Here is an 18,714-nt window from a genome sequence, read left to right as displayed (position 1 = left end):
CTCATGTGGCGCTCCATGTTTTCCATCGCATCCCTTCTCGTGATCGCGGCCGCGTGGATTCTGGCTATCGGCATCGGCCTCGTCGTGGTCGAGAGCACGGCCGTCGCCGCCGCGCCGATGCAGCGACGCGCCGCGGCGGCCGGGCTGCCGGACTTCTGGCCGCCTTTCGCGGCCAAGCCCGTCGAGCGACCGGCCGTGCCTCGGAAGGCGGCCAAGCCGGCACGGCGCGAGACGCCGCCCCGAACGGCGGACCGTCCGGCTGCGGAACCGAAGCCGTCCGGTCCGCTGCCGCGGCCGGTGTTCAGCGAAAAGGAGCAACAACTCGCCACGATCCCTGGTTTTCCCGGAACACGGTTCTGGGCCGACTCCGCCGGCGACTACGAAGAGGCCCTTCCGGCCTCGCGGGGAGACTGGCTGGTTCTCTCCTCCGGTGCCCAGGACAGTGCGTTCGGGGCTGGGTTCCTGTCCGGCTGGTCGGCCGCCCACGGTCGGCCCGACTACTCCGTCGTGATCGGAAACGGGACCGCGGCGTTCGCGGCCGTCTACGCGTTCGCCGGCCCTCGATACGACGAGGCGATGCGCGCGTTGTTCACCGGCATCGACGCGGGCGACGTCTTCGCTCTCCGTCCGACGGCGGAGAGCCTCGTCGAGACATGGCCGTTCAAGCGGCTCATCGCCAGGCGTATCGGTCTCGATCTCCTCGGCGACATCGCCGCCGAGCACGCAAAGGGCCGACGCCTGTTCGTTCTGACGACCAACCTCGACGCCGGACGCTCGGTGGTATGGAACATGGGCGCGATCGCCGCGATCGGCGGCGAGGCTGCGCTGAATCTGTTCCGCGACGTGCTGCTGGCCGCGGCGAGCATCCCCGGAATATGCCCCCCTGTCTATATCGAGGCCGAAGCGAAGGATCGCAGGTTCCTCGAGATGCATGTCGACGCTCGTGTGACCGGAACGTTTTACGTGGCTCCCGACGCGTACATCGTGGCCGGCGGCGCGCGCCTGCCGATGGCACGCCTCTATCTGATCTTGAACGGGAAGGCAGTCCCGGAGTTCGCGTCGCCGGAGCGGAGGCTCACGTCGATCCGAGAGAGGTCGTCCGCCATGGCGATGGTGTCGGCGATTCGCGGCCAGCTCGCGATGGTGCATCAGGCGGCGCGCCGTGACGGCGTCGAGCTGAACGTCGCGGCGATGGATCCCGGCTTCGAGAGCGTCGCGCAAGGTGCGGTCAGCTCCAGATACATGACGAAGCTGTTCGCGTCGGGCTTCGAGAAAGGACGACGGACCCGCTTCCTCGGCGAGTATCGGTATCTTCCGACGATGTCGCTCCTGGGCGGCGCCGGGGGCGCGGATGCGTCGAAATAGGCGAGGGCGGACACCGGCGTCGGCCGATCCGGAACAGACACGTCACAGAGATCAGGCGATGCAGCGCCGTCCGGTAACTGTCGGTTCTCGTGTTTCCGCGGCAGGGCCCGTCGCTCTCTTGCGCCGCGGTCGCGCGACGCATCCGGGCGTGTCGATACGCGCGGATGCACCTGCAAGGGCGGGCGCTCACGCCGCTACGGTCGGACGATCCACACCCGCTGGCTGCGCTCGAGGACGCTGGTCTCGAACCGCCAGGCCATGGGTCCGGTCGTTCACCCACTCGCCACAGGCCGTGAGCCGCTCGCCGGCCGAAAATGGTCGCGGCGTGGCCGACGACGGTCACGGGGGCTCGATGATCACGGGCGCGCGCCGCGCGACTCGGGAGCTGTTCGCGGGATCATTGAAGGTGAGCCGTTCGACGAGTCCGGCAAGGCTCTCACAGGCCGGGCTGTCCGGCGGGGGGCGACGGACACGACGCGCGAATTCGGCTGGTCACGCCGTCACCATCGAGGACGAGCGGGCCGCGCGTCACCGTCGGTCCGGAACGTCCACCGGCTTCGTCCCGGTCGACCGATCCGAAAGAGGACTCGGGGATCGGGGCCGGACGCCGCCGGAGCCGGGAAACCGTATCGAATTCAGGTGCTTATCTTAGGAGATTGGTGGAGCCAAGGGGAGTCGAACCCCTGACCTCTTGAATGCCATTCAAGCGCTCTCCCAACTGAGCTATGGCCCCACGCGCGACACGGGCTTGGGATCACCGTGTCGAAAGTCTCGCGTCGAAACTCTCGCGTCGAAAGTCTCGCCTCGAAAGGCTCACCTCCGAACGCTCACCTACGCTCACCCCGGTGTCGTCCGCCGGCCTTTCGGCCGGATCGGCGGCGCGGTCCGCCGGGGTGTCGTCCCGAGCCTTCTAGGCCCGGTCGCCCGCCGGTTCAAGGCCCGGCGCGTCGGCGCCGCGCTTAGAACCACACCTTGGGCCGGACATCAAGTCTCTTCCTCGTCCTCGATGTCGCCGCCGAGGATTTCCGACACGTCGGTGTCCTCTTCCTCGTCCTCGGCGATGAAGGTGTCGTCGTCGTCGAGGCTCTCGTCGAGATCGACGTCCTCGTCGACATCCGCGATGTCCTCGCCGGCCGTCACCTTCTTGCCGCCGGAGGCCTCGGCATCGGCCTCCTCGAGCGACACGAACTCGGCCTCGGTGGTCTCCGGCAGCTCGCTCTCGGTGGCCATGCGGGCGGCCTCGCCGCGACCGCCGCGCGGCGCCACCGGGGCGGCGACCTCGTAGACGGTGCCGCATTTCGGGCAGACGATCGGATCCTTGGACAGATCGTAGAACTTGGCGCCGCACGAGGCGCAGAGGCGTTTCGTACCGAGCTCGGGTTTTGCCACGGTCGGAAATCCTTGAAGCGGAAGTCGGAAAAAACGGACCCTTCGTCTGGCGACTCAGATGTCCCCTGTCAATAGCGGGACCGCACCGCCGGACAGCCATGTCCGGTGATTCGCAGCGGGTCCGCGGGTCGGCGGTCGACGGGCCGGCCTGCGGGGGCGCCGCGGTCCCGGTGAAAGGTTCGCGACGGCCGAATCGGGGCGCGGTCCCGGCCCGGCGGCCGCCCCGAGATTCCTGTGGGCGGCGCGGGCGATCCCCGGTAAGACAGCCCGCTTTCCGATCTCCCGCCGCCGTTTCCGGGATCCCGACGATGTCCTCGACCGCATCCTCGACCGCCTCCTCGACCGCCGCCCCGATGCCGCTCGCCGCCCGTGGCGCCCGCCCGCTCGCCGGCCGCGTCCGTGTGCCGGGCGACAAGTCGATCTCCCACCGGGCGCTGATTCTCGGGGCGCTCGCGGTCGGCCGCACCACCGTGACGGGCCTGCTGGAGGGCGAGGACGTGCTGGCGACCGGCAAGGCGATGAGCCTGCTCGGCGCCACCGTGGCGCGCATCGGCCCGGGCGCCTGGACCGTGGACGGGGTCGGGGTGGGGGGCTTCGCCGCGCCGCCCGAGACGCTCGACTTCGGCAATGCCGGCACCGGCTCGCGGCTGGTGATGGGCGCCGTCGCCGGCTGCCCGGTCGCCGCCATGTTCGACGGCGACGCCTCGCTGCGCCGCCGGCCGATGCGCCGCATCCTCGATCCGCTGGTGAAGATGGGCGCGACCGTGCTGCAGGCCGCCGAGGGCGACCGCCTGCCGATCATGCTCGCCGGCGCCCGCGACCCGCTGCCGATCGTCTACGCGACGCCGGTGCCCTCGGCCCAGGTGAAGTCGGCCGTGCTGCTCGCCGGCCTGTCGGCGCCGGGCGAGACCGTGGTGATCGAGAGCGAGGCGACCCGCGACCACACGGAGAAGATGCTTCTGCATTTCGGCGCGACCGTCACGGTGGTGCCGGAGGGGACGCACGGGCGGCGAATCACCCTCCGGGGCCAGCCGGAGCTGCACGGCGCCGACGTCGTGGTGCCGGCCGACCCGTCCTCGGCGGCGTTCCCCCTGGTCGCGGCGCTGCTGGTGCCGGGCTCCGACGTCGTGCTGGAGACCGTGATGACCAACCCGCTGCGCATCGGGCTGATCACCACGCTGCGCGAGATGGGCGCGTCGATCGAGGCGGTCGACGCCCGCGAGGACGGCGGCGAGGCGATGGCGGATCTGCGGGTGCGGTTCTCGCAGCTCACCGGCGTCGAGGTGCCGCCCGAGCGGGCGCCGGCCATGATCGACGAGTACCCGGTGCTCGCCGTCGCCGCCGCCTTCGCGCGCGGCACCACGGTGATGCGCGGCCTCAAGGAGCTGCGGGTGAAGGAATCCGACCGGCTCGCCGCCACGGCCGATCTCTTGCGCGTCAACGGCGTCACGGTGACGATCGACGGCGACGACATGATCGTCGAGGGATTTGGGGGCAAGGGGCAGGGTGGCATGGGCCTCCCGCCCGGCGGCGGCACGGTCGCGACCCACATGGATCACCGCATCGCCATGTCGGCCCTGGTGATGGGCCTCGCGACCGAGCGTCCCGTGGCGGTCGACGACGCCGCCTTCATCGCGACGAGCTTCCCGGGCTTCGTCGAGACGATGCGGAGCCTGGGCGCCGACATCGGGTAGGGGTCGATCCCCCGTAGGGAGCCCATCATGACCGCGCGCGTCGCGGCCATCCACCTCTTCCGGGGCCGGTCGTGTACGCGAAGGCGTGGATGGCCGGGACGAGCCCGGCCATGACGGCGTGGAGAGGCGCCGCCGCCCCGGGACGACGGCCGTTCCGGGGGCGCTTCCTACCGCGGCCTGACGGCCGATCGCACCGGCGTCGGTACGCCGCGGCTGCCGTTCTGGGCGGCCGGCGCCGCGCCGGCCGGCGTGTCGCGATACAGATCCGCCCGGGTCGGCGGCAGGCCGGAGGGGCCGCGGCGGCGCTTGGAGGCGAGCGTCTGGTAGAGCCCGACCGTGTTGCGCTCGAAGGCGATCGCGCACGCGGCCAGATAGGCGATCCACATCCGCGTCTTGACCGCGCCGACCTCGGCGATCGCCGCTGTCTCGTTGGCGACCAGGCGATCGTGCCAGAGCTTGCAGGTCTTCCAATAGTGCTCGCGCAGCTGCTCGACGTCGTGCACCTCGAAGCCGTGCCGCTCCAGCATGGTCACGGTGTTGCCGATGTGGTCGAGCTCGCCGCCCGGGAAGATGTACTTGGTCAGCAGCGCGAACTCGGCGCGCTTCTTGCGGAAGGTCTTGTCGTCGCGCTTCGCCGGCCGGGTGATGGCGTGGTGCAGGAACAGCCCGCCCGGCGCCAGCACGCGGTTCACGGTGTCGTAATAGGTCGGGTAGTTGTCGATCCCGATATGCTCCTGGATGCCGATCGCCGCGACCTTGTCGTACTGGCCGTCGACCGTCGAATAGTCGCGCAGCTCGATCGTCACCCGGTCCTCGAGCCCGAGCCGGCGGACCTTCTCCCGGCCCCAGGCGACCTGCTGCTCGGACAGCGTGACGCCGTGCGCGATCACGCCGTAGTGCCGCGCCGCGTAGCACGACAGCGCGCCCCAGCCGCAGCCGACGTCCAGGAGCCGTTCGCCGGGCTTCAGCCGCAGCTTGCGGCAGATGTGCTCGAGCTTGTCGCGCTGGATGGTGTCGACGTCGTTGTCCCAGTCGGTGCAGTAGCCGCAGGTGTAGACCATCTCGCGGTCGAGCCAGAGCGCGTAGAAGGCGTTCGAGACGTCGTAGTGATAGGCGATGTTCTTCTTGTTCTCGGTCGGCGCACCGCTGCTCGGCGCCTCGTCGGGCGTGTCCTCGAGCGGCCACGGGCCACCGCGCGACACGGTGAAGAAGCGCGCCGCCGTGGTGAGCGTCAGGGTCTTGTCGAGGGTCTTCAGAAAGTCCTTGGTGCGCACCTTGGGGCGCTGCTTCACCAGATCGAAGATGGTGCCGTTGACGAGCGCGATGCGGCCCGCGGCCCACAGGTTGGCCAGCGTCTCGAGGTTCGGCCGTCGCACCAGCGCGGCGACGACGCCCTCGTCGGCGATCCTGACCGCCAGCGCCTCGGGGGCGAGATCGGCCGGCACCCGCGCGCCGTCCCACAGCACGAAGCCGATGTCGAGCGCGAGCCGTTCACGCGCATGGGCGAGGAGCTTTCCGAAGCTGTCGAGGCGCCGTGCGGCCGCGTCCATGATGTCCCCCTTCACGACTGCCCGGGATACAACCGGGCGGGGGGATATTGCAGAAGTGTGTCCGGCATGGAATAGCCAGCCGGCCCGACGGCGACCCCCGGCGCCCGAGGCTCGTGCAACGGGTTGACGACGAGACCGATGATCATCGCCATCGACGGGCCGGCGGCGTCCGGCAAGGGGACGCTCGGCAAGCGCCTCGCCGCCCATTACGGGCTGCGCCATCTCGACACCGGGCTTCTCTATCGGGCGGTCGCCCATGCGGTGCTGGCCGCCGGCCACGCTCCGGACGACCGCGCGAAGGCGGCGGCGGCTGCCCAGGCGCTCGACCCGACCGGATTCGACGAGACGGTGCTGAAGAGCCAAGTCGTCGGCGAGGCGTCGTCGATCGTCTCGGCGATCCCGGAAGTGCGGGCGGCCCTGTTCAACTTTCAGCAGGAGTTCGCCGCGATGCCGGGAGGCGCCGTGCTCGACGGCCGCGACATCGGCACGGTGATCTGCCCGCAGGCCGACGTGAAGATCTTCGTCACCGCGTCACCCGAAGCGCGGGCGCATCGCCGCTGGCTGGAGTTTTCCTCGCGCGGGCTCGCGATCGACGAGGCCGAGGTGCTGGCCGACATCAGACGACGGGACGCGCGCGACTCGGGCCGCGCCGTCGCCCCGCTCGTCGCCGCCGCCGACGCGCATGTGCTCGACACGACCGAGCTCGACGTCGAGGCGGCCGTGGCCGCCGCGATCGCGCTCGTCGAGGCGCGTCGGGGCTGACGGCGGCGCCTGTTCCCTCTCCCCGCTGCTTCCCTCTCCCCGCTGCGCGGGCGGTTCCCTCTCCCCGCATGCGGGGAGGTGACTCTTCGCGCGTCGGCGCCGTCACTCCACCTCGTCGGTGATCACCGTGAAATTGGCGAGATCGGCGCGGCCGAACGAGGTCGAGATCGCGACGTCGGTCGCGTCGCGGCCGCGGGCGACCAGGATGCGGCCGATGCGCGGCACGTTGTGGCGGGCGTCGAACGTGTACCAGCGGCCCCCCAGATAGGCCTCGAACCAGGCGGAAAAATCCATCGGCTGCGGATCTTTCGGCACCCCGATATCGCCCAGATAGCCGGTGCAGTAGCGCGCCGGGATGTTCATGCAGCGGCAGAACGTGATGGCGAGATGAGCGAAGTCGCGGCACACGCCGAGCCGCTCGGAATGGCCTTCGGCGGCCGTGCGGGTCGATCGCGCCTGCATGTAGTCGAAGGTCAGGTGGTCGTGGACGTAGTCGCAGATCGCCTGCACCCGGGCCCAGCCGGGCGGCGTGCCGGCGAACAGCGACCACGCCTCCTCGGCCAAGTGCTCGGTGTCGCAGTAGCGGCTGCCGAGCAGGTAGACGAGCGTGTCGTCGGGCAGATCCTGGACGGCGACCTGGGGCGCGTCGGGAACCACCTCGTCGTGTCGGCCGCTGTCGGCGACCAGAAAGTCCGCCGAGAACCGCACTCGGCCGGCCGGCGCGAGGACGCGGGTGCAAGCATTGCCGAACTGGTCCTCGTAGGTGCGGGTCGGCAGCGGCGGGTCGAAGGTGATGTGCTGCGGGCTCAAGAGGTCGCCGATGCGCGACGCATGGACCGACACCAGGAGGATCATCGGGGTGGGCTGAGGACAGTCGAAGGCGATGTCGTAGCCGGCACGGATTTTCACGCGGCGGGGTCTCCGGTTGCGGGGCAGGTCGTCTCATCGAAAAAGCAAGCGGGGTGCCAACGCCGAGCCCGCGGTTGTCCCCTCACCGACCCTCCCCCGCGTGCGGGAGAGGGTCGGGGAGGGGGAAACTCCACGCACCAGCACGCCAAGCCTCGCCGCCCGTCTCACCCCGCCGCCGGGTCGTTCGACGTCACCTGGACCTCGACCGTCATGCCGAGCTCGTCCTCGGCGCGGCCCAGAAAGGTGCCGGAGAGGGGGACGGCCTGCGACGGCATGCGGGCGACCGCGACTCGGATGAGGTCGCGGTTGCCGATGATGCCGTTGGTCGGGTCGAACTCCACCCAGCCGGCACCCGGCAGGTAGACCTGGACCCAGGCATGGGTCGAGCCGCCACCGAGATGGCGCGGCCCGTCGCGGGTCGGCACGTAGAGATAGCCCGACACGAACCGCGCCGCGAAGCCGAGCGAGCGCACCGCCTCCATCATGAACAGGGCGAAGTCCCGGCAGGTGCCGCGGCCGAGCCGCAGCGTGGTCAGCGGATCCTGGGTGCCGGATTCGGTGCGCCGGTTGTAGACGAAGCTCTCGCCGACCGCCGCCGTCAGCGTCATCAGCAGCCGGCCGGTCGGGGTGTCCTGGCCCGGACGCAGGAATCGCCGCGCCCAGCGCTCGAGCTCGCCGTCCGGATCGGGGCACTGGCGCACCATGTAGGGGGCGAGGTCGGGCGTCTCCTCGGGCGCATAGGAGAACGGGTAGGTCTTGGCCCGCTCCTCGCTCTGGAAGTCGATCGGGTCCGGAAAGTGCTCGACCGTGATCCGGCTCTCGAAGACGAGCTCGTCGGCGTCCCGGTCGAAGCGGACCAGCGTCACGGCGTTGCCGAACGGGTCGTGCACCCAGCGCAGCGCGCTCGGCCGCGGCGAGATCGTCATGGTCGCCTCGAGCAACCGCTGATCGTAGGAGTCGCGCGGCCGGAACATCATCCGGTGCTCGCCGAAGCCGACCGGCCTGCGATACCGGTAGGTCGTCAGGTGGCGCACCTTCAGGACGGTCATGGCCTCGGCAGTCTCGTTCCGGTAGTCGGATGCGGCGCTCGCGCTTCGGGTCGCCGGTCGGTGCTGCAGCGCACCGTGCTCGCACAACTTAACGTCTTGCGCGGGGATTGCGACGCCTTGCTCCGACCCCGGCCGATACGATATAGACGCCGCAGTCCGGGCCGCCGACAACCTCGATGCGCGCCCCGAGCCGATGCGTCCGCGCCGACCTGTCCGGAGCCTCCCACGAGGGCACCGCCGGACGAGGGCGGCTCGTCGCGTCGAACGGATCGTCTTTCCTCACGACGGATCGATCCGGCTCCCGCGGCCTCGACGCTGCGGCACCCGGGCTCAGCATGTCCCGACCGCTCGGTAGATCGGGCCGGCCCACGCATCTCGACCCATCCCCGCAGCGGGAGGGAAGGGACGGCGTGGCAGCCGAAGGCTACGGGGCCTTCGGCCCGAGCGGTCATGGACGTTTCATCAACACCAGCCCGCCGGCTGTCCCGTCAGGAGACTACATGGCTCAGACCGCTCACGCCACGCACGCCGCTCACGAAGACTTCGCGGCCATGCTCGAGGAATCCTTCACCCAGGGCAACCTGCACGAAGGCACCGTCATCAAGGGAACCGTCGTCGCGATCGAGAAGGATCTCGCGGTCATCGACGTCGGGCTGAAGACCGAGGGGCGCGTGGCGCTCCGCGAGTTCATGGGCCCCGGACGGCAGAACGAGGTCAAGGTCGGCGACACCGTCGAGGTCTACCTTGAGCGCGTCGAGAACGCGCTCGGCGAGGCCGTGCTGTCGCGCGACAAGGCGCGCCGCGAGGAGAGCTGGGGCAAGCTCGAGCGCGCGTTCCAGAACAACGAGAAGGTCCAGGGCGTCATCTTCAACCAGGTCAAGGGCGGCTTCACGGTCGATCTCGACGGCGCCGTCGCCTTCCTGCCGCGCTCGCAGGTGGACATCCGTCCGATCCGCGACGTCACCCCGCTGATGAACGTGCCGCAGCAGTTCCAGATCCTCAAGATGGATCGGCGCCGCGGCAACATCGTGGTGTCGCGCCGCACCGTGCTGGAAGAGACCCGCGCCGAGCAGCGCCAGGAGCTGGTCCAGAACCTCGAGGAAGGCCAGGTCATCGACGGCGTGGTCAAGAACATCACCGACTACGGTGCGTTCGTCGACCTCGGCGGCATCGACGGCCTCTTGCACGTGACCGACATCGCCTGGCGGCGTGTGAACCACCCGTCCGAGGTCTTGAACATCGGCCAGCAGGTCAAGGTCAAGATCATCAAGATCAACCACGAGACCCACCGCATCTCGCTCGGCATGAAGCAGCTTCAGGCCGATCCGTGGCAGGGCATCGAGGCCAAGTATCCGGTCCACACGCGGCTCAACGGCCGCGTCACGAACATCACCGACTACGGGGCGTTCGTCGAGCTGGAGCCGGGCATCGAGGGCCTCATCCACGTCTCCGAGATGTCGTGGACCAAAAAGAACGTCCACCCGGGCAAGATCGTCTCCACCTCCCAGGAGGTCGAGGTGCAGGTGCTCGAGGTCGATCCGATCAAGCGGCGCATCTCGCTCGGTCTCAAGCAGACCATGCGGAATCCGTGGGAGGTCTTCGTCGAGAAGTACCCGCCCGGCTCGGTGGTCGAGGGCGAGGTCAAGAACAAGACGGAATTCGGCCTGTTCCTGGGTCTCGACGGCGACGTCGACGGCATGGTCCACCTGTCCGACCTCGACTGGAAGCGTCCGGGCGAGCAGGTGATCGAGGAGTTCAAGAAGGGCGATCACGTGCGCGCCCAGGTGCTCGACGTCGACGTCGACAAGGAGCGCATCTCGCTCGGCATCAAGCAGCTCGAGGGCGACCCCTTCGCCGAGGCCGGCGACGTCCGCAAGGGCGCCGTGGTGACCTGCGAGGTGACCGAGGTGAAGGAAGGCGGCATCGACGTGAAGATCGTCGGCACCGACCTCGCCGCCTTCATCAAGCGCAACGAGCTCGCCCGCGACCGCTCCGAGCAGCGCCCCGACCGCTTCGCGGTCGGTCAGAAGGTCGATGCCCGCGTCACCCAGTTCGACCGCAAGTCGCACAAGGTGCAGGTGTCGATCAAGGCGCTCGAGGTGGCCGAGGAGAAGGAGGCGATCGCCCAGTACGGCTCGTCCGACTCGGGCGCGACGCTCGGCGACATTCTCGGCACCGCGCTCAAGCGCGCCAACGAGAAGAAGGACTGATCGGACCACGTTTCCGTCATTCCGGGGCGCACCGAAGGCGCGAACCCGGAATCCAACGGAAACCGCGGTGCTCTCGGCTGGGTTCCGGGTCTCGACTGCTGTCGCAGCCGAGCCCGGAACGACCAGCAAGGGAACGATCAACGAATTGTTCAGGAACCGGCCGCGAAAGCGGCCGGTTTCGCGTATTCGGGGGCGCCCTTACGTCGCGGCCGCCTTCCGGGCGCCCGATTCGTGCATAATGGCGAGAGACGGTGCCGGCCACGCGCGGACGCGGGCCGGCCGGACCAGGGAAGACCCGATGTCGCTCGACGCCGATGCTCTCGTCGATCGCCGCCGTATGCGGCGCAAGCTCACCTTCTGGCGCGTGCTGGCCGTGCTGGTCGCCGTCGTCGGCATCGTCGCCGTGACGGCGGCGCTGCGCGGCCGCGGCGAGCTGGGGCTCGGCGGGGTGGGGTCGGCCCAGATCGCCCGCATCGGCATCAAGGGCGTCATCCGCAACGACCAGGATCGCGTCGAGGCGCTGGAGAAGCTGTCCAAGGCGAGCGCCGCCAAGGCCGTCATCGTCCACATCGACAGCCCCGGCGGGACGACGGCCGGCTCCGAGCAGCTCCACACCGCGCTGCGCAAGCTCGCGGAGAAGAAGCCGACCGTGATCGTCGTCGACGGCATGGCGGCCTCGGGCGGATACATCGCCGCCATGGCGGGCGACCACATCGTCGCCCAGGGCAACTCGATCGTCGGCTCGATCGGCGTCCTGTTCCAGTATCCGAACGTCGCCGACCTCCTGAAGACCCTCGGGGTCCGCATGGAGGAGGTGAAGTCGTCGCCCCTCAAGGCGGCGCCGAACGGCTTCGAGCCGACCAGCCCGGAGGCGCGCGCCGCCATCGCCGCCCTGGTCGCCGATTCCTACGACTGGTTCCGCACCATGGTGAAGGAGCGGCGGGGCCTCGACGGCGAGCTGCTCGCCAAGGTGACGGACGGCCGGGTGTTCACGGGCCGGCAGGGCGTCGAGCTGAAGCTCGTCGACGCCATCGGCACCGAGGAGACGGCGGTCGCCTGGCTCGCCAAGGAGAAGGGGATCGACCCCAAGCTGCCAGTCAAGGACTGGAAGCTCGACCCCAAGCTCGGCGACCTGTCCTTCCTGCATCTCGGCACCGCCGCGTTGGCCGAGGCGGTCGGCCTCGGGCCGCTCGCCCGCAGCCTGCTGGGGACCGGGACAATTCAATCTTTTGAACGCCTTAGTCTTGACGGTCTGCTGGCGCTTTGGCACCCTGCGGCGGCTGACTAGGGCGGCGGGGCGCGGGCCGGACGAGCCGGTCGTCGCTCGCCCGCATCACGGGAGGCATCGCCGGACACACGGCGGTGCGGCGGTCTCCCGGTAATTGCTCGCCCGGACTCGTCGATGATCGGCGGAAACGACAGATGATCAAATCGGAACTGGTCCAGCGCATCGCGGCGCAGAACCCGCATCTCTATCAGCGGGACGTCGAGAACATCGTGAACGCCATCCTCAACGAGATCACGGCGGCGCTCGCCCGCGGCGATCGCGTCGAGCTGCGCGGCTTCGGCGCCTTCTCGGTGAAGGAGCGGCCGGCCCGCACGGGCCGCAACCCGCGCACCGGCCAGCACGTCGAGGTCGACCAGAAATGCGTGCCGTTCTTCAAGACCGGCAAGGAGATGCGCGAGCGGCTCAACCGTCCGGAGCCGCCGCAGTCCTGATCCGCCGCGGCCTTCGCGGCGCGATCGGGCTCGCCGCGGCGGGCATCCGGCCGCCCGCGGTGTCCGTCCACACGTCGTCGTTTCGACGTCGAGCGAAAGTGATTTCGACATGATCCGCAAGATTATCGCCGTCATCGTGCTGGTGCCGCTGGCGATCGCCCTGGTCGCGCTGGCCCTGGTCAACCGCCACGCCGTGCCGATCTCGCTCGACGCTTTCAATCCGGGCGACCTGAAATACGCCGTGCAGGTGCCGCTGTTCGTTCTGGTGCTCGGCCTCGTCGCCTTCGGCGTCCTGGTCGGCGGCGTCGCGACCTGGCTCAACCAGGGCAAATGGCGTCGCGCCGCCCGCCGTGCCGAGTGGGAGCTCGGCTCCGCCCGCGCCGAGATCGCCGAGCTCAAGCAGCGTGTCGCCGATGCCGAGGACGAAGGCCGCCGCTGGCCGCCCCGTGCCCTCTCCCGCCCGGCGGCCTGAGGCGAGGGACGTCGCTCGGCATCCACCGGCCCTGCGGGTTCGTTCCTCCGTCCGCAATTTTATCCTTGCGGTCGTAGCCAGACGAATGAACCTTTGCCGCGTCACCGTAGGTGACGTTCGTTCGCCGAATGTCCCTGTTGCAGGGCGCGCGGACGACGGAGATCGTGCCATGAACGCCCCGGACATCAACCGCTCGATCCTGCGCATGCATGTCGCGGCGATCGAGCAGCGCTTTCCCCTGAAGTTCGTCGGCCTTCTGCCGCAGGGCAGCGCGGGCCACGTCCAGTCAGAGGACTCCCTGGCCTTTCTGGCGGAGAAGAGACCGGGGCTCAGCCTGCTCGATCTCGCTCAAGCCGAGGTCGATCTTGGCGACCTGCTCGGTCGCCAATTCGGGATCGTCCTGGTCAGTGGTTTGAAAGGATCGGAGGCCGTCGACTTCCCCCGATTGGTTCAGCCGATATGAGCCACTCGACGGTGGAGTATCTGCGCGATGCCCGCGAGATGGCGGACAGAGCGGCGGATTTCGGGACGCTGGACGCATCGGTCTTCACCGAAAGACACGATGCATGCGGCAGCGCAGCCTATTGCCTGGTTGTTCTGGGCGAAGCCTTGAACAATATCCCGTCGGCCGTCGCGAGCCTCGCCCCGGAGATTCCTTGGCGCGCTGCGATCAACATGCGTCATTTGCTGGTTCGTTATTATTGGCGGGTCGATTTCGAGATCGTCCATGAGGTCGTCTCGCGTGATTGTCCGCGACTGGTCGCGGCGATCGACCGCTTGTTGCCGCTCGTCGAGACGGTCGAGCCATGACCCTCCTCATCAAAATCTGCGGCCTGACGACGCCGGCGGCGGTCGAGGCGACCGTGGCGGCGGGCGCCGACATGGCGGGGTTCGTCGTGTTCCCGCCGTCACCCCGGCATGTCGATCTCGCCCGCGGCCGTGCGCTCGTGGCGCCGGCGAAGGGGCGGCTGCAGGTCGTGGCGCTGACGGTCGACGCCGACGACGCGCTCCTGGACGACATCGTCGCGGCGCTCGATCCTGACTGGCTGCAGCTCCACGGCAAGGAGACGCCGGAGCGGGTCGCCGCCGTGAAGGCGCGGCTCGGCCGGCCGGTCATGAAGGCGCTCGGCATCGCCGAGGCGGCCGACCTCGCTGCCGTGCCGGCCTATGCGGCCGTGGCGGACCGCATCCTGTTCGATGCCCGTCCGCCCGAGGACGCGACCCGGCCGGGCGGCCTCGGCCGCGCCTTCGACTGGCGGCTGCTGGACAGCCTCGATCCCGGCCTCGCCACGATGCTGTCCGGGGGCCTCGACCCGACCAACGTGGCCGAGGCGTTGCGCATCACCCGGGCGCCGGCCGTCGACGTCTCGTCCGGGGTCGAGCGGGCGCCGGGCGACAAGGATCCCGACAAGATCGTCGATTTCGTGCGGGCCGCACGGGCCGCCGCGGCCACGGCGCCGGCCGCCGCCGGGCCGCGGGCGTGACGCGTTTGCCTCTCCCCTGACGGTCGGCTTGGTGCTAGCAAGGGGCCGACCATGACGGCCGCGTGACCTCGCGCGGACGCGGGTGGGTCTGCGCGGTCCGCGGACGCCCGCTCCCCGGGGCGCACCGGCGCGCAACCGAGCTTCCGTCGCGCCCTGGCGCGTCAGGCCCCGCATCCGCAGGATCCGCATGACCATCGTCCAAAAACCCAACTCGTTCCGGACCGGGCCCGACGAGCGCGGCCATTTCGGCCTCTACGGCGGCCGCTTCGTCGCCGAGACCTTGATGCCGCTCGTGCTGGAGCTGGAGGCCGCCTACACGGCCGCCAAGGCCGACCCGGCCTTCAAGCGCACCATGTACGGCCATCTCGCCACCTATGTGGGCCGGCCCTCGCCGCTCTATTTCGCCGAGCGGATGACGGCGCATCTCGGCGGGGCGAAGATCTACCTCAAGCGCGAGGATCTCAACCACACCGGTGCCCACAAGGTGAACAACGTGCTCGGCCAGATCATGCTGGCGGTGCGCATGGGCAAGAAGCGGATCATCGCCGAGACGGGCGCCGGCATGCACGGGGTCGCAACGGCGACCTTGTGCGCGAAATTCGGGCTCGACTGCATCGTCTACATGGGCGCCGTCGACATCGACCGGCAGCAGCCCAACGTGCTGCGCATGAAGGCGCTCGGCGCCGAGGTGCGGCCCGTCACGTCGGGCTCGTCCACGCTCAAGGACGCCATGAACGAGGCGCTGCGCGACTGGGTCACCAATGTCGCCGATACGTTCTACTGCATCGGCACGGTGGCCGGCCCGCACCCCTATCCGATGATGGTGCGCGACTTCCAGTCGATCATCGGCATCGAGGCGAAGGCGCAGATGCAGGAGGCCGAGGGGCGCCTGCCGGACTCGCTCGTCGCCTGCATCGGCGGCGGCTCCAACGCCATGGGCCTGTTCCACCCGTTCCTCGACGACGAGACGGTCGAGATCTACGGCGTCGAGGCGGCCGGGCACGGCGTGATGACCGGCAAGCACGCGGCCTCGATCACGGGCGGCCGGCCGGGCGTCCTGCACGGCAACCGCACCTATCTCTTGATGGACGCCGACGGGCAGATCGACGAGGCGCACTCGATCTCGGCCGGCCTCGATTATCCCGGCGTCGGCCCCGAGCACGCCTGGCTCGCCGATGTCGGCCGGGTGAGCTATCTCGCGGCGACCGACGACGAGGCGCTCGACGCCTTCAAGCTGTGCTCGCGTCTGGAAGGCATCATCCCGGCGCTGGAGCCCGCCCACGCCCTCGCCAAGGCGATGGAGATCGCGCCGAAGAAGCCGAAGGACCACCTGATGATCGTCAACCTCTCCGGCCGCGGCGACAAGGATCTCGACGCCGTCGCGCGCCATCTGGGGGGTAAGCTGTGAGGCGCGGCATCGCCCGCTTGGATCACCTCTCGCCGGCAGTCAGTTCGGGCGCAGACGTGGCACGAGGGATGTATCGGCCCTGTGTCGACAGCGATGCGGCCGCTCGCTGCCGATGCCGCGAGCACGGCGCGACTCCCTCTCCCCGTCGGGGAGAGGGTCGGGGTGAGGGGGAGCCGGCGCTGATGGGTCCGTCGGGCGGACGTCCCCCCTCACCCGGACCGCTTCGCGGTCCGACCTCTCCCCGACGGGGAGAGGTGAAACGAGGGCGCCGCAGGCTCGTTGGCCCACACCACGGTCGTGATCGAGCCGACCCGACCGCGGGAGGGGCGGGGCTCGTCCCAGCATGCGAGGTGCGGGTGAAGGAGCGTCCCTCACGGCGGTCGCAGCGTGCGGTCGATCATGTCGAGGACGCCGTCGAGGTTCTCGTACACGTCCGTGTTGGTCACCCGCACGATGTGGAAACCAAGCGCGCCGAACACTCGCGATCGTTCGGCGTCGCGCTCCATTTCTGCCGGCGTGCTGTGCGTCGCGCCATCGACCTCGATGATCAACATGCCGTCGAGCGTGACGAAGTCGACGACGAAGCCGTTGATCGGGTGTTGGCGACGAAATTTCCACCCCGCCAGCCGGCGCCCACGCAGCGCGTGCCAGAGCTTCGCCTCGGCGCTCGTCTGCCGGGCGCGAAGATTTCGTGCAATCTTCCTGAAACGCTCCATCCCCCTCACCCGGTCGTCGCCGCCGCGCGCCGCCGACCGACCTCTCCCCACAGGGGGGAGGTATATCACGGGTTGTGGCGGGCGATGAGGATCAATTAATGACCACCCGCATCGACACCCGTTTCGCGGCGCTGAAGCGCGAGGGCCGGGCCGGGCTCGTGACCTTCGTCACGGCCGGCGATCCCGATCCCGCCACCTCGCTCGCCATCCTGAAGGCGCTGCCCGCCGCCGGCGCCGACGTGATCGAGCTCGGCATGCCGTTCTCCGATCCGATGTCCGACGGCCCGACCATCCAGGCCTCGTCGCAGCGCGCCTTGGCGAACGGGCAGACGCTGGCGAAGACCCTCGATCTGGTCCGCGCCTTCCGTGAGCACGACGACACGACCCCGATCGTGCTGATGGGCTACTTCAACCCGATCTACGTGCACGGCGTGGAGCGCTTCCTGACCGAGGCGAAGGCGGCCGGCGTCGACGGCTTGATCGTCGTCGACCTGCCGCCCGAGGAGGACGACGAGCTGTGCGTGCCGGCCGTGAAGGCAGGTATCAACTTCGTGCGTCTGCTCACGCCGACCACCGACGCGGCGCGCATGCCGGCCGTGCTCGCCAACACGTCGGGCTTTCTCTACTACGTCTCGATCACCGGCGTGACCGGCACGGCGAAGCCCGACTTCGCCGCGGTCGGTCGCGCCGTCGCCGCCGTCAAGGCGAAGACGCCGCTGCCGGTCGCGGTCGGCTTCGGCGTGCGCACCGCCGACGACGCGGCCGCCATCGCTGCGAGCGCCGACGCCGTGGTGGTCGGCTCGGCGCTGGTCGCCGCGATCAAGTCGGCTCTCGACAGCAACGATGCCGCGACGGAGGCGACCGTCGCGGCCGCCGCCGCGCTGGTGCGCGAGCTCGCCGGCGGCGTGCGCGGCGCGCGCCGTTCGGCCGCGGAGTAGGCTCCGGAGCAGGGTTTCATGGACATCTCTTCGATGAACTGGATCTCGAACGTCGTCCGTCCGAAGATCCGCAGCTTCCTCAACCGCCGCGAGGTGCCGGAGAATCTCTGGATCAAATGCCCGGAGACCGGCCAGCTCGTCTTCTACAAGGACGTCGAGGCGAACCAGTTCGTCATCCCCGGCTCGAACTATCACATGCGCATGGGCGCGACCGCGCGCCTCAAGGCGATGTTCGACGGCGAGACCTGGTTCGACGTCGGCGTGCCGGCCGTGCCGACCGATCCGTTGAAGTTCCGCGACGCACGCCGCTACACCGACCGTCTCAAGGACGCCCGCGCCAAGACCGGCCTGACCGACGCGGTCAAGCTCGGCTACGGCAAGCTCGAAGGCCAGCCCGTCGTCATCGGCGTCCAGGAGTTCGACTTCATGGGCGGCTCGCTCGGCATGGCGGCCGGCGAGGCGATCATCGCCGGCATCGAGACCGCGATCGACAAGCAGACGCCGTTCGTCCTGTTCGTCTCGTCGGGCGGCGCGCGCATGCAGGAGGGCATCCTCTCGCTGATGCAGATGCCGCGCACCACGGTCGCGGTGCAGCGCCTGCGCGAGGTGAGGAAGCCCTACATCGTCGTGCTGACCAACCCGACGACGGGCGGCGTCACCGCGTCCTACGCGATGCTGGGCGACGTGCACATCGCCGAGCCGGGCGCGCTGATCGGCTTCGCCGGCCCGCGCGTCATCGAGCAGACGATCCGCGAGCGGCTGCCGGACGGCTTCCAGAAGGCCGAGTATCTGAAGGCCCACGGCATGGTCGACATGGTGGTGCATCGCCACGAGATGCGCGCCACCATCGCGCGGATCTGCCGCCTGCTCACCAAGCAGCCGGCCCCCGAGCCGCCGACCAACCTACCGGCCGTCGCCGACCAGCCGACGCCCGCGCCCGAGCCGGCGGCGTGATCGGCTCGTCCGACCAGACGCACCAGCGTGTCGTGGCCGGGCTCGTCCCGGCCATCCACGTTTTTGTGCAGAAGCGTGATGGGTTCTGTTCCACC

At 69.6% G+C, this 18,714-nt stretch carries 18 protein-coding genes, 1 tRNA gene and 1 pseudogene; 13 read left to right on the top strand and 7 right to left on the bottom strand.

Features of this window, described 5'->3' with window-relative positions; all coding sequences use genetic code 11:
• The first annotated feature begins 3 nt into the window (after positions 1-3).
• Positions 4-1,365 carry a patatin-like phospholipase domain-containing protein gene (locus ACFSOX_RS20905; protein WP_378479762.1) on the top strand — a complete coding sequence of 454 codons (1,362 nt, stop codon included), beginning with the start codon at positions 4-6 and terminating at the stop codon, positions 1,363-1,365.
• Positions 1,366-1,704: 339 nt separating this feature from the next.
• Here ACFSOX_RS20905 and ACFSOX_RS20900 read toward each other — a convergent pair.
• The 3 genes and pseudogenes from ACFSOX_RS20900 to ACFSOX_RS20890 form a co-directional block, all read right to left on the bottom strand.
• Positions 1,705-1,845: pseudogene (locus ACFSOX_RS20900) on the bottom strand (hypothetical protein); the annotation flags it as partial.
• 177 nt (positions 1,846-2,022) lie between these two features.
• Positions 2,023-2,098: transfer RNA gene (locus ACFSOX_RS20895), tRNA-Ala, on the bottom strand.
• Between the two features lie 251 nt (positions 2,099-2,349).
• On the bottom strand, positions 2,350-2,754 hold the full coding sequence (locus ACFSOX_RS20890) for a TIGR02300 family protein (RefSeq protein WP_378479761.1): 405 nt from the start codon (positions 2,752-2,754) through the stop codon (positions 2,350-2,352).
• A 308-nt stretch (positions 2,755-3,062) separates the two neighbouring features.
• On the opposite strand from ACFSOX_RS20890, the gene aroA reads away from it, so the two are divergent.
• Complete coding sequence (gene aroA, locus ACFSOX_RS20885) at positions 3,063-4,448, top strand: 3-phosphoshikimate 1-carboxyvinyltransferase (RefSeq protein ID WP_378479760.1); 1,386 nt, start codon at positions 3,063-3,065, stop codon at positions 4,446-4,448.
• Positions 4,449-4,615: 167 nt separating this feature from the next.
• On the opposite strand, the gene ACFSOX_RS20880 is transcribed toward aroA, so the two are convergent.
• A complete protein-coding gene (locus tag ACFSOX_RS20880; RefSeq protein ID WP_378479759.1) occupies positions 4,616-5,998 on the bottom strand; it encodes a class I SAM-dependent methyltransferase in 1,383 nt (460 codons plus the stop codon).
• 138 nt (positions 5,999-6,136) lie between these two features.
• Here ACFSOX_RS20880 and cmk point away from each other — a divergent pair, with 138 nt between their 5' ends.
• A complete protein-coding gene (cmk, locus tag ACFSOX_RS20875) occupies positions 6,137-6,760 on the top strand; it encodes a (d)CMP kinase (RefSeq protein WP_378479758.1) in 624 nt (207 codons plus the stop codon).
• Positions 6,761-6,862: 102 nt separating this feature from the next.
• On the opposite strand, the gene ACFSOX_RS20870 is transcribed toward cmk, so the two are convergent.
• Together ACFSOX_RS20870 and ACFSOX_RS20865 are read right to left on the bottom strand one after the other, a co-directional pair.
• On the bottom strand, positions 6,863-7,669 hold the full coding sequence (locus ACFSOX_RS20870) for a transglutaminase-like domain-containing protein (RefSeq protein WP_378479757.1): 807 nt from the start codon (positions 7,667-7,669) through the stop codon (positions 6,863-6,865).
• A gap of 164 nt (positions 7,670-7,833) precedes the next feature.
• A complete protein-coding gene (locus ACFSOX_RS20865; RefSeq protein ID WP_378479756.1) occupies positions 7,834-8,718 on the bottom strand; it encodes a transglutaminase family protein in 885 nt (294 codons plus the stop codon).
• Positions 8,719-9,218: 500 nt separating this feature from the next.
• Here ACFSOX_RS20865 and rpsA point away from each other — a divergent pair, with 500 nt between their 5' ends.
• The 8 genes from rpsA (at position 9,219) to trpB (ending at position 16,011) form a co-directional block, all read left to right on the top strand.
• Positions 9,219-10,928: a 30S ribosomal protein S1 gene (gene rpsA / locus ACFSOX_RS20860; protein WP_378479755.1), complete on the top strand. Its 1,710-nt coding sequence runs from the start codon at positions 9,219-9,221 to the stop codon at positions 10,926-10,928.
• A 298-nt stretch (positions 10,929-11,226) separates the two neighbouring features.
• Entirely contained in the window at positions 11,227-12,216 is a 990-nt protein-coding gene (sppA, locus tag ACFSOX_RS20855) for a signal peptide peptidase SppA (RefSeq protein WP_378479754.1), read from the top strand.
• Between the two features lie 134 nt (positions 12,217-12,350).
• Complete coding sequence (gene ihfB, locus ACFSOX_RS20850; RefSeq protein ID WP_111357548.1) at positions 12,351-12,647, top strand: integration host factor subunit beta; 297 nt, start codon at positions 12,351-12,353, stop codon at positions 12,645-12,647.
• 109 nt (positions 12,648-12,756) lie between these two features.
• Complete coding sequence (locus ACFSOX_RS20845) at positions 12,757-13,119, top strand: LapA family protein (protein WP_378479753.1); 363 nt, start codon at positions 12,757-12,759, stop codon at positions 13,117-13,119.
• Positions 13,120-13,288: 169 nt separating this feature from the next.
• Complete coding sequence (locus ACFSOX_RS20840; RefSeq protein WP_378479752.1) at positions 13,289-13,582, top strand: hypothetical protein; 294 nt, start codon at positions 13,289-13,291, stop codon at positions 13,580-13,582.
• Entirely contained in the window at positions 13,579-13,929 is a 351-nt protein-coding gene (locus tag ACFSOX_RS20835; protein ID WP_378479751.1) for a HepT-like ribonuclease domain-containing protein, read from the top strand. Before ACFSOX_RS20840 ends, ACFSOX_RS20835 begins: the two co-directional genes overlap by 4 nt.
• Positions 13,926-14,603, top strand: a complete 678-nt coding sequence (locus ACFSOX_RS20830; protein WP_378479750.1) for a phosphoribosylanthranilate isomerase — start codon at positions 13,926-13,928, stop codon at positions 14,601-14,603. The genes ACFSOX_RS20835 and ACFSOX_RS20830 overlap by 4 nt, the downstream gene beginning before the upstream one ends.
• A gap of 187 nt (positions 14,604-14,790) precedes the next feature.
• Positions 14,791-16,011: a tryptophan synthase subunit beta gene (gene trpB / locus ACFSOX_RS20825; protein WP_378479749.1), complete on the top strand. Its 1,221-nt coding sequence runs from the start codon at positions 14,791-14,793 to the stop codon at positions 16,009-16,011.
• A 371-nt stretch (positions 16,012-16,382) separates the two neighbouring features.
• Here trpB and ACFSOX_RS20820 read toward each other — a convergent pair whose 3' ends face one another.
• Positions 16,383-16,727 carry an endonuclease domain-containing protein gene (locus ACFSOX_RS20820; protein WP_378479748.1) on the bottom strand — a complete coding sequence of 115 codons (345 nt, stop codon included), beginning with the start codon at positions 16,725-16,727 and terminating at the stop codon, positions 16,383-16,385.
• A 98-nt stretch (positions 16,728-16,825) separates the two neighbouring features.
• Here ACFSOX_RS20820 and trpA point away from each other — a divergent pair, with 98 nt between their 5' ends.
• Together trpA and accD are read left to right on the top strand one after the other, a co-directional pair.
• A complete protein-coding gene (gene trpA / locus ACFSOX_RS20815) occupies positions 16,826-17,665 on the top strand; it encodes a tryptophan synthase subunit alpha (protein WP_378479747.1) in 840 nt (279 codons plus the stop codon).
• Positions 17,666-17,698: 33 nt separating this feature from the next.
• Positions 17,699-18,619: an acetyl-CoA carboxylase, carboxyltransferase subunit beta gene (gene accD, locus ACFSOX_RS20810; protein ID WP_378479768.1), complete on the top strand. Its 921-nt coding sequence runs from the start codon at positions 17,699-17,701 to the stop codon at positions 18,617-18,619.
• Positions 18,620-18,714 lie beyond the last annotated feature (95 nt).

The organism is Rhodoplanes azumiensis (assembly GCF_042682915.1).
Lineage (GTDB): Bacteria > Pseudomonadota > Alphaproteobacteria > Rhizobiales > Xanthobacteraceae > Rhodoplanes > Rhodoplanes azumiensis.
The sequence above is the reverse complement of the archived record's forward strand: the minus strand, read 5'-3'. Positions and strand labels throughout refer to the sequence as shown.

Coding starts and splice junctions, on each gene's coding strand:
- ACFSOX_RS20905 (WP_378479762.1), top strand. CDS start 4: ATGTGGCGCTCCATGTTTTCCATCGCATCCCTTCTCGTGATCGCGGCC.
- aroA (WP_378479760.1), top strand. CDS start 3,063: ATGTCCTCGACCGCATCCTCGACCGCCTCCTCGACCGCCGCCCCGATG.
- ACFSOX_RS20880 (WP_378479759.1), bottom strand. CDS start 5,998: ATGGACGCGGCCGCACGGCGCCTCGACAGCTTCGGAAAGCTCCTCGCC.
- cmk (WP_378479758.1), top strand. CDS start 6,137: ATGATCATCGCCATCGACGGGCCGGCGGCGTCCGGCAAGGGGACGCTC.
- ACFSOX_RS20865 (WP_378479756.1), bottom strand. CDS start 8,718: ATGACCGTCCTGAAGGTGCGCCACCTGACGACCTACCGGTATCGCAGG.
- rpsA (WP_378479755.1), top strand. CDS start 9,219: ATGGCTCAGACCGCTCACGCCACGCACGCCGCTCACGAAGACTTCGCG.
- sppA (WP_378479754.1), top strand. CDS start 11,227: ATGTCGCTCGACGCCGATGCTCTCGTCGATCGCCGCCGTATGCGGCGC.
- ihfB (WP_111357548.1), top strand. CDS start 12,351: ATGATCAAATCGGAACTGGTCCAGCGCATCGCGGCGCAGAACCCGCAT.
- ACFSOX_RS20845 (WP_378479753.1), top strand. CDS start 12,757: ATGATCCGCAAGATTATCGCCGTCATCGTGCTGGTGCCGCTGGCGATC.
- ACFSOX_RS20840 (WP_378479752.1), top strand. CDS start 13,289: ATGAACGCCCCGGACATCAACCGCTCGATCCTGCGCATGCATGTCGCG.
- ACFSOX_RS20835 (WP_378479751.1), top strand. CDS start 13,579: ATGAGCCACTCGACGGTGGAGTATCTGCGCGATGCCCGCGAGATGGCG.
- ACFSOX_RS20830 (WP_378479750.1), top strand. CDS start 13,926: ATGACCCTCCTCATCAAAATCTGCGGCCTGACGACGCCGGCGGCGGTC.
- trpB (WP_378479749.1), top strand. CDS start 14,791: ATGACCATCGTCCAAAAACCCAACTCGTTCCGGACCGGGCCCGACGAG.
- ACFSOX_RS20820 (WP_378479748.1), bottom strand. CDS start 16,727: ATGGAGCGTTTCAGGAAGATTGCACGAAATCTTCGCGCCCGGCAGACG.
- trpA (WP_378479747.1), top strand. CDS start 16,826: ATGACCACCCGCATCGACACCCGTTTCGCGGCGCTGAAGCGCGAGGGC.
- accD (WP_378479768.1), top strand. CDS start 17,699: ATGAACTGGATCTCGAACGTCGTCCGTCCGAAGATCCGCAGCTTCCTC.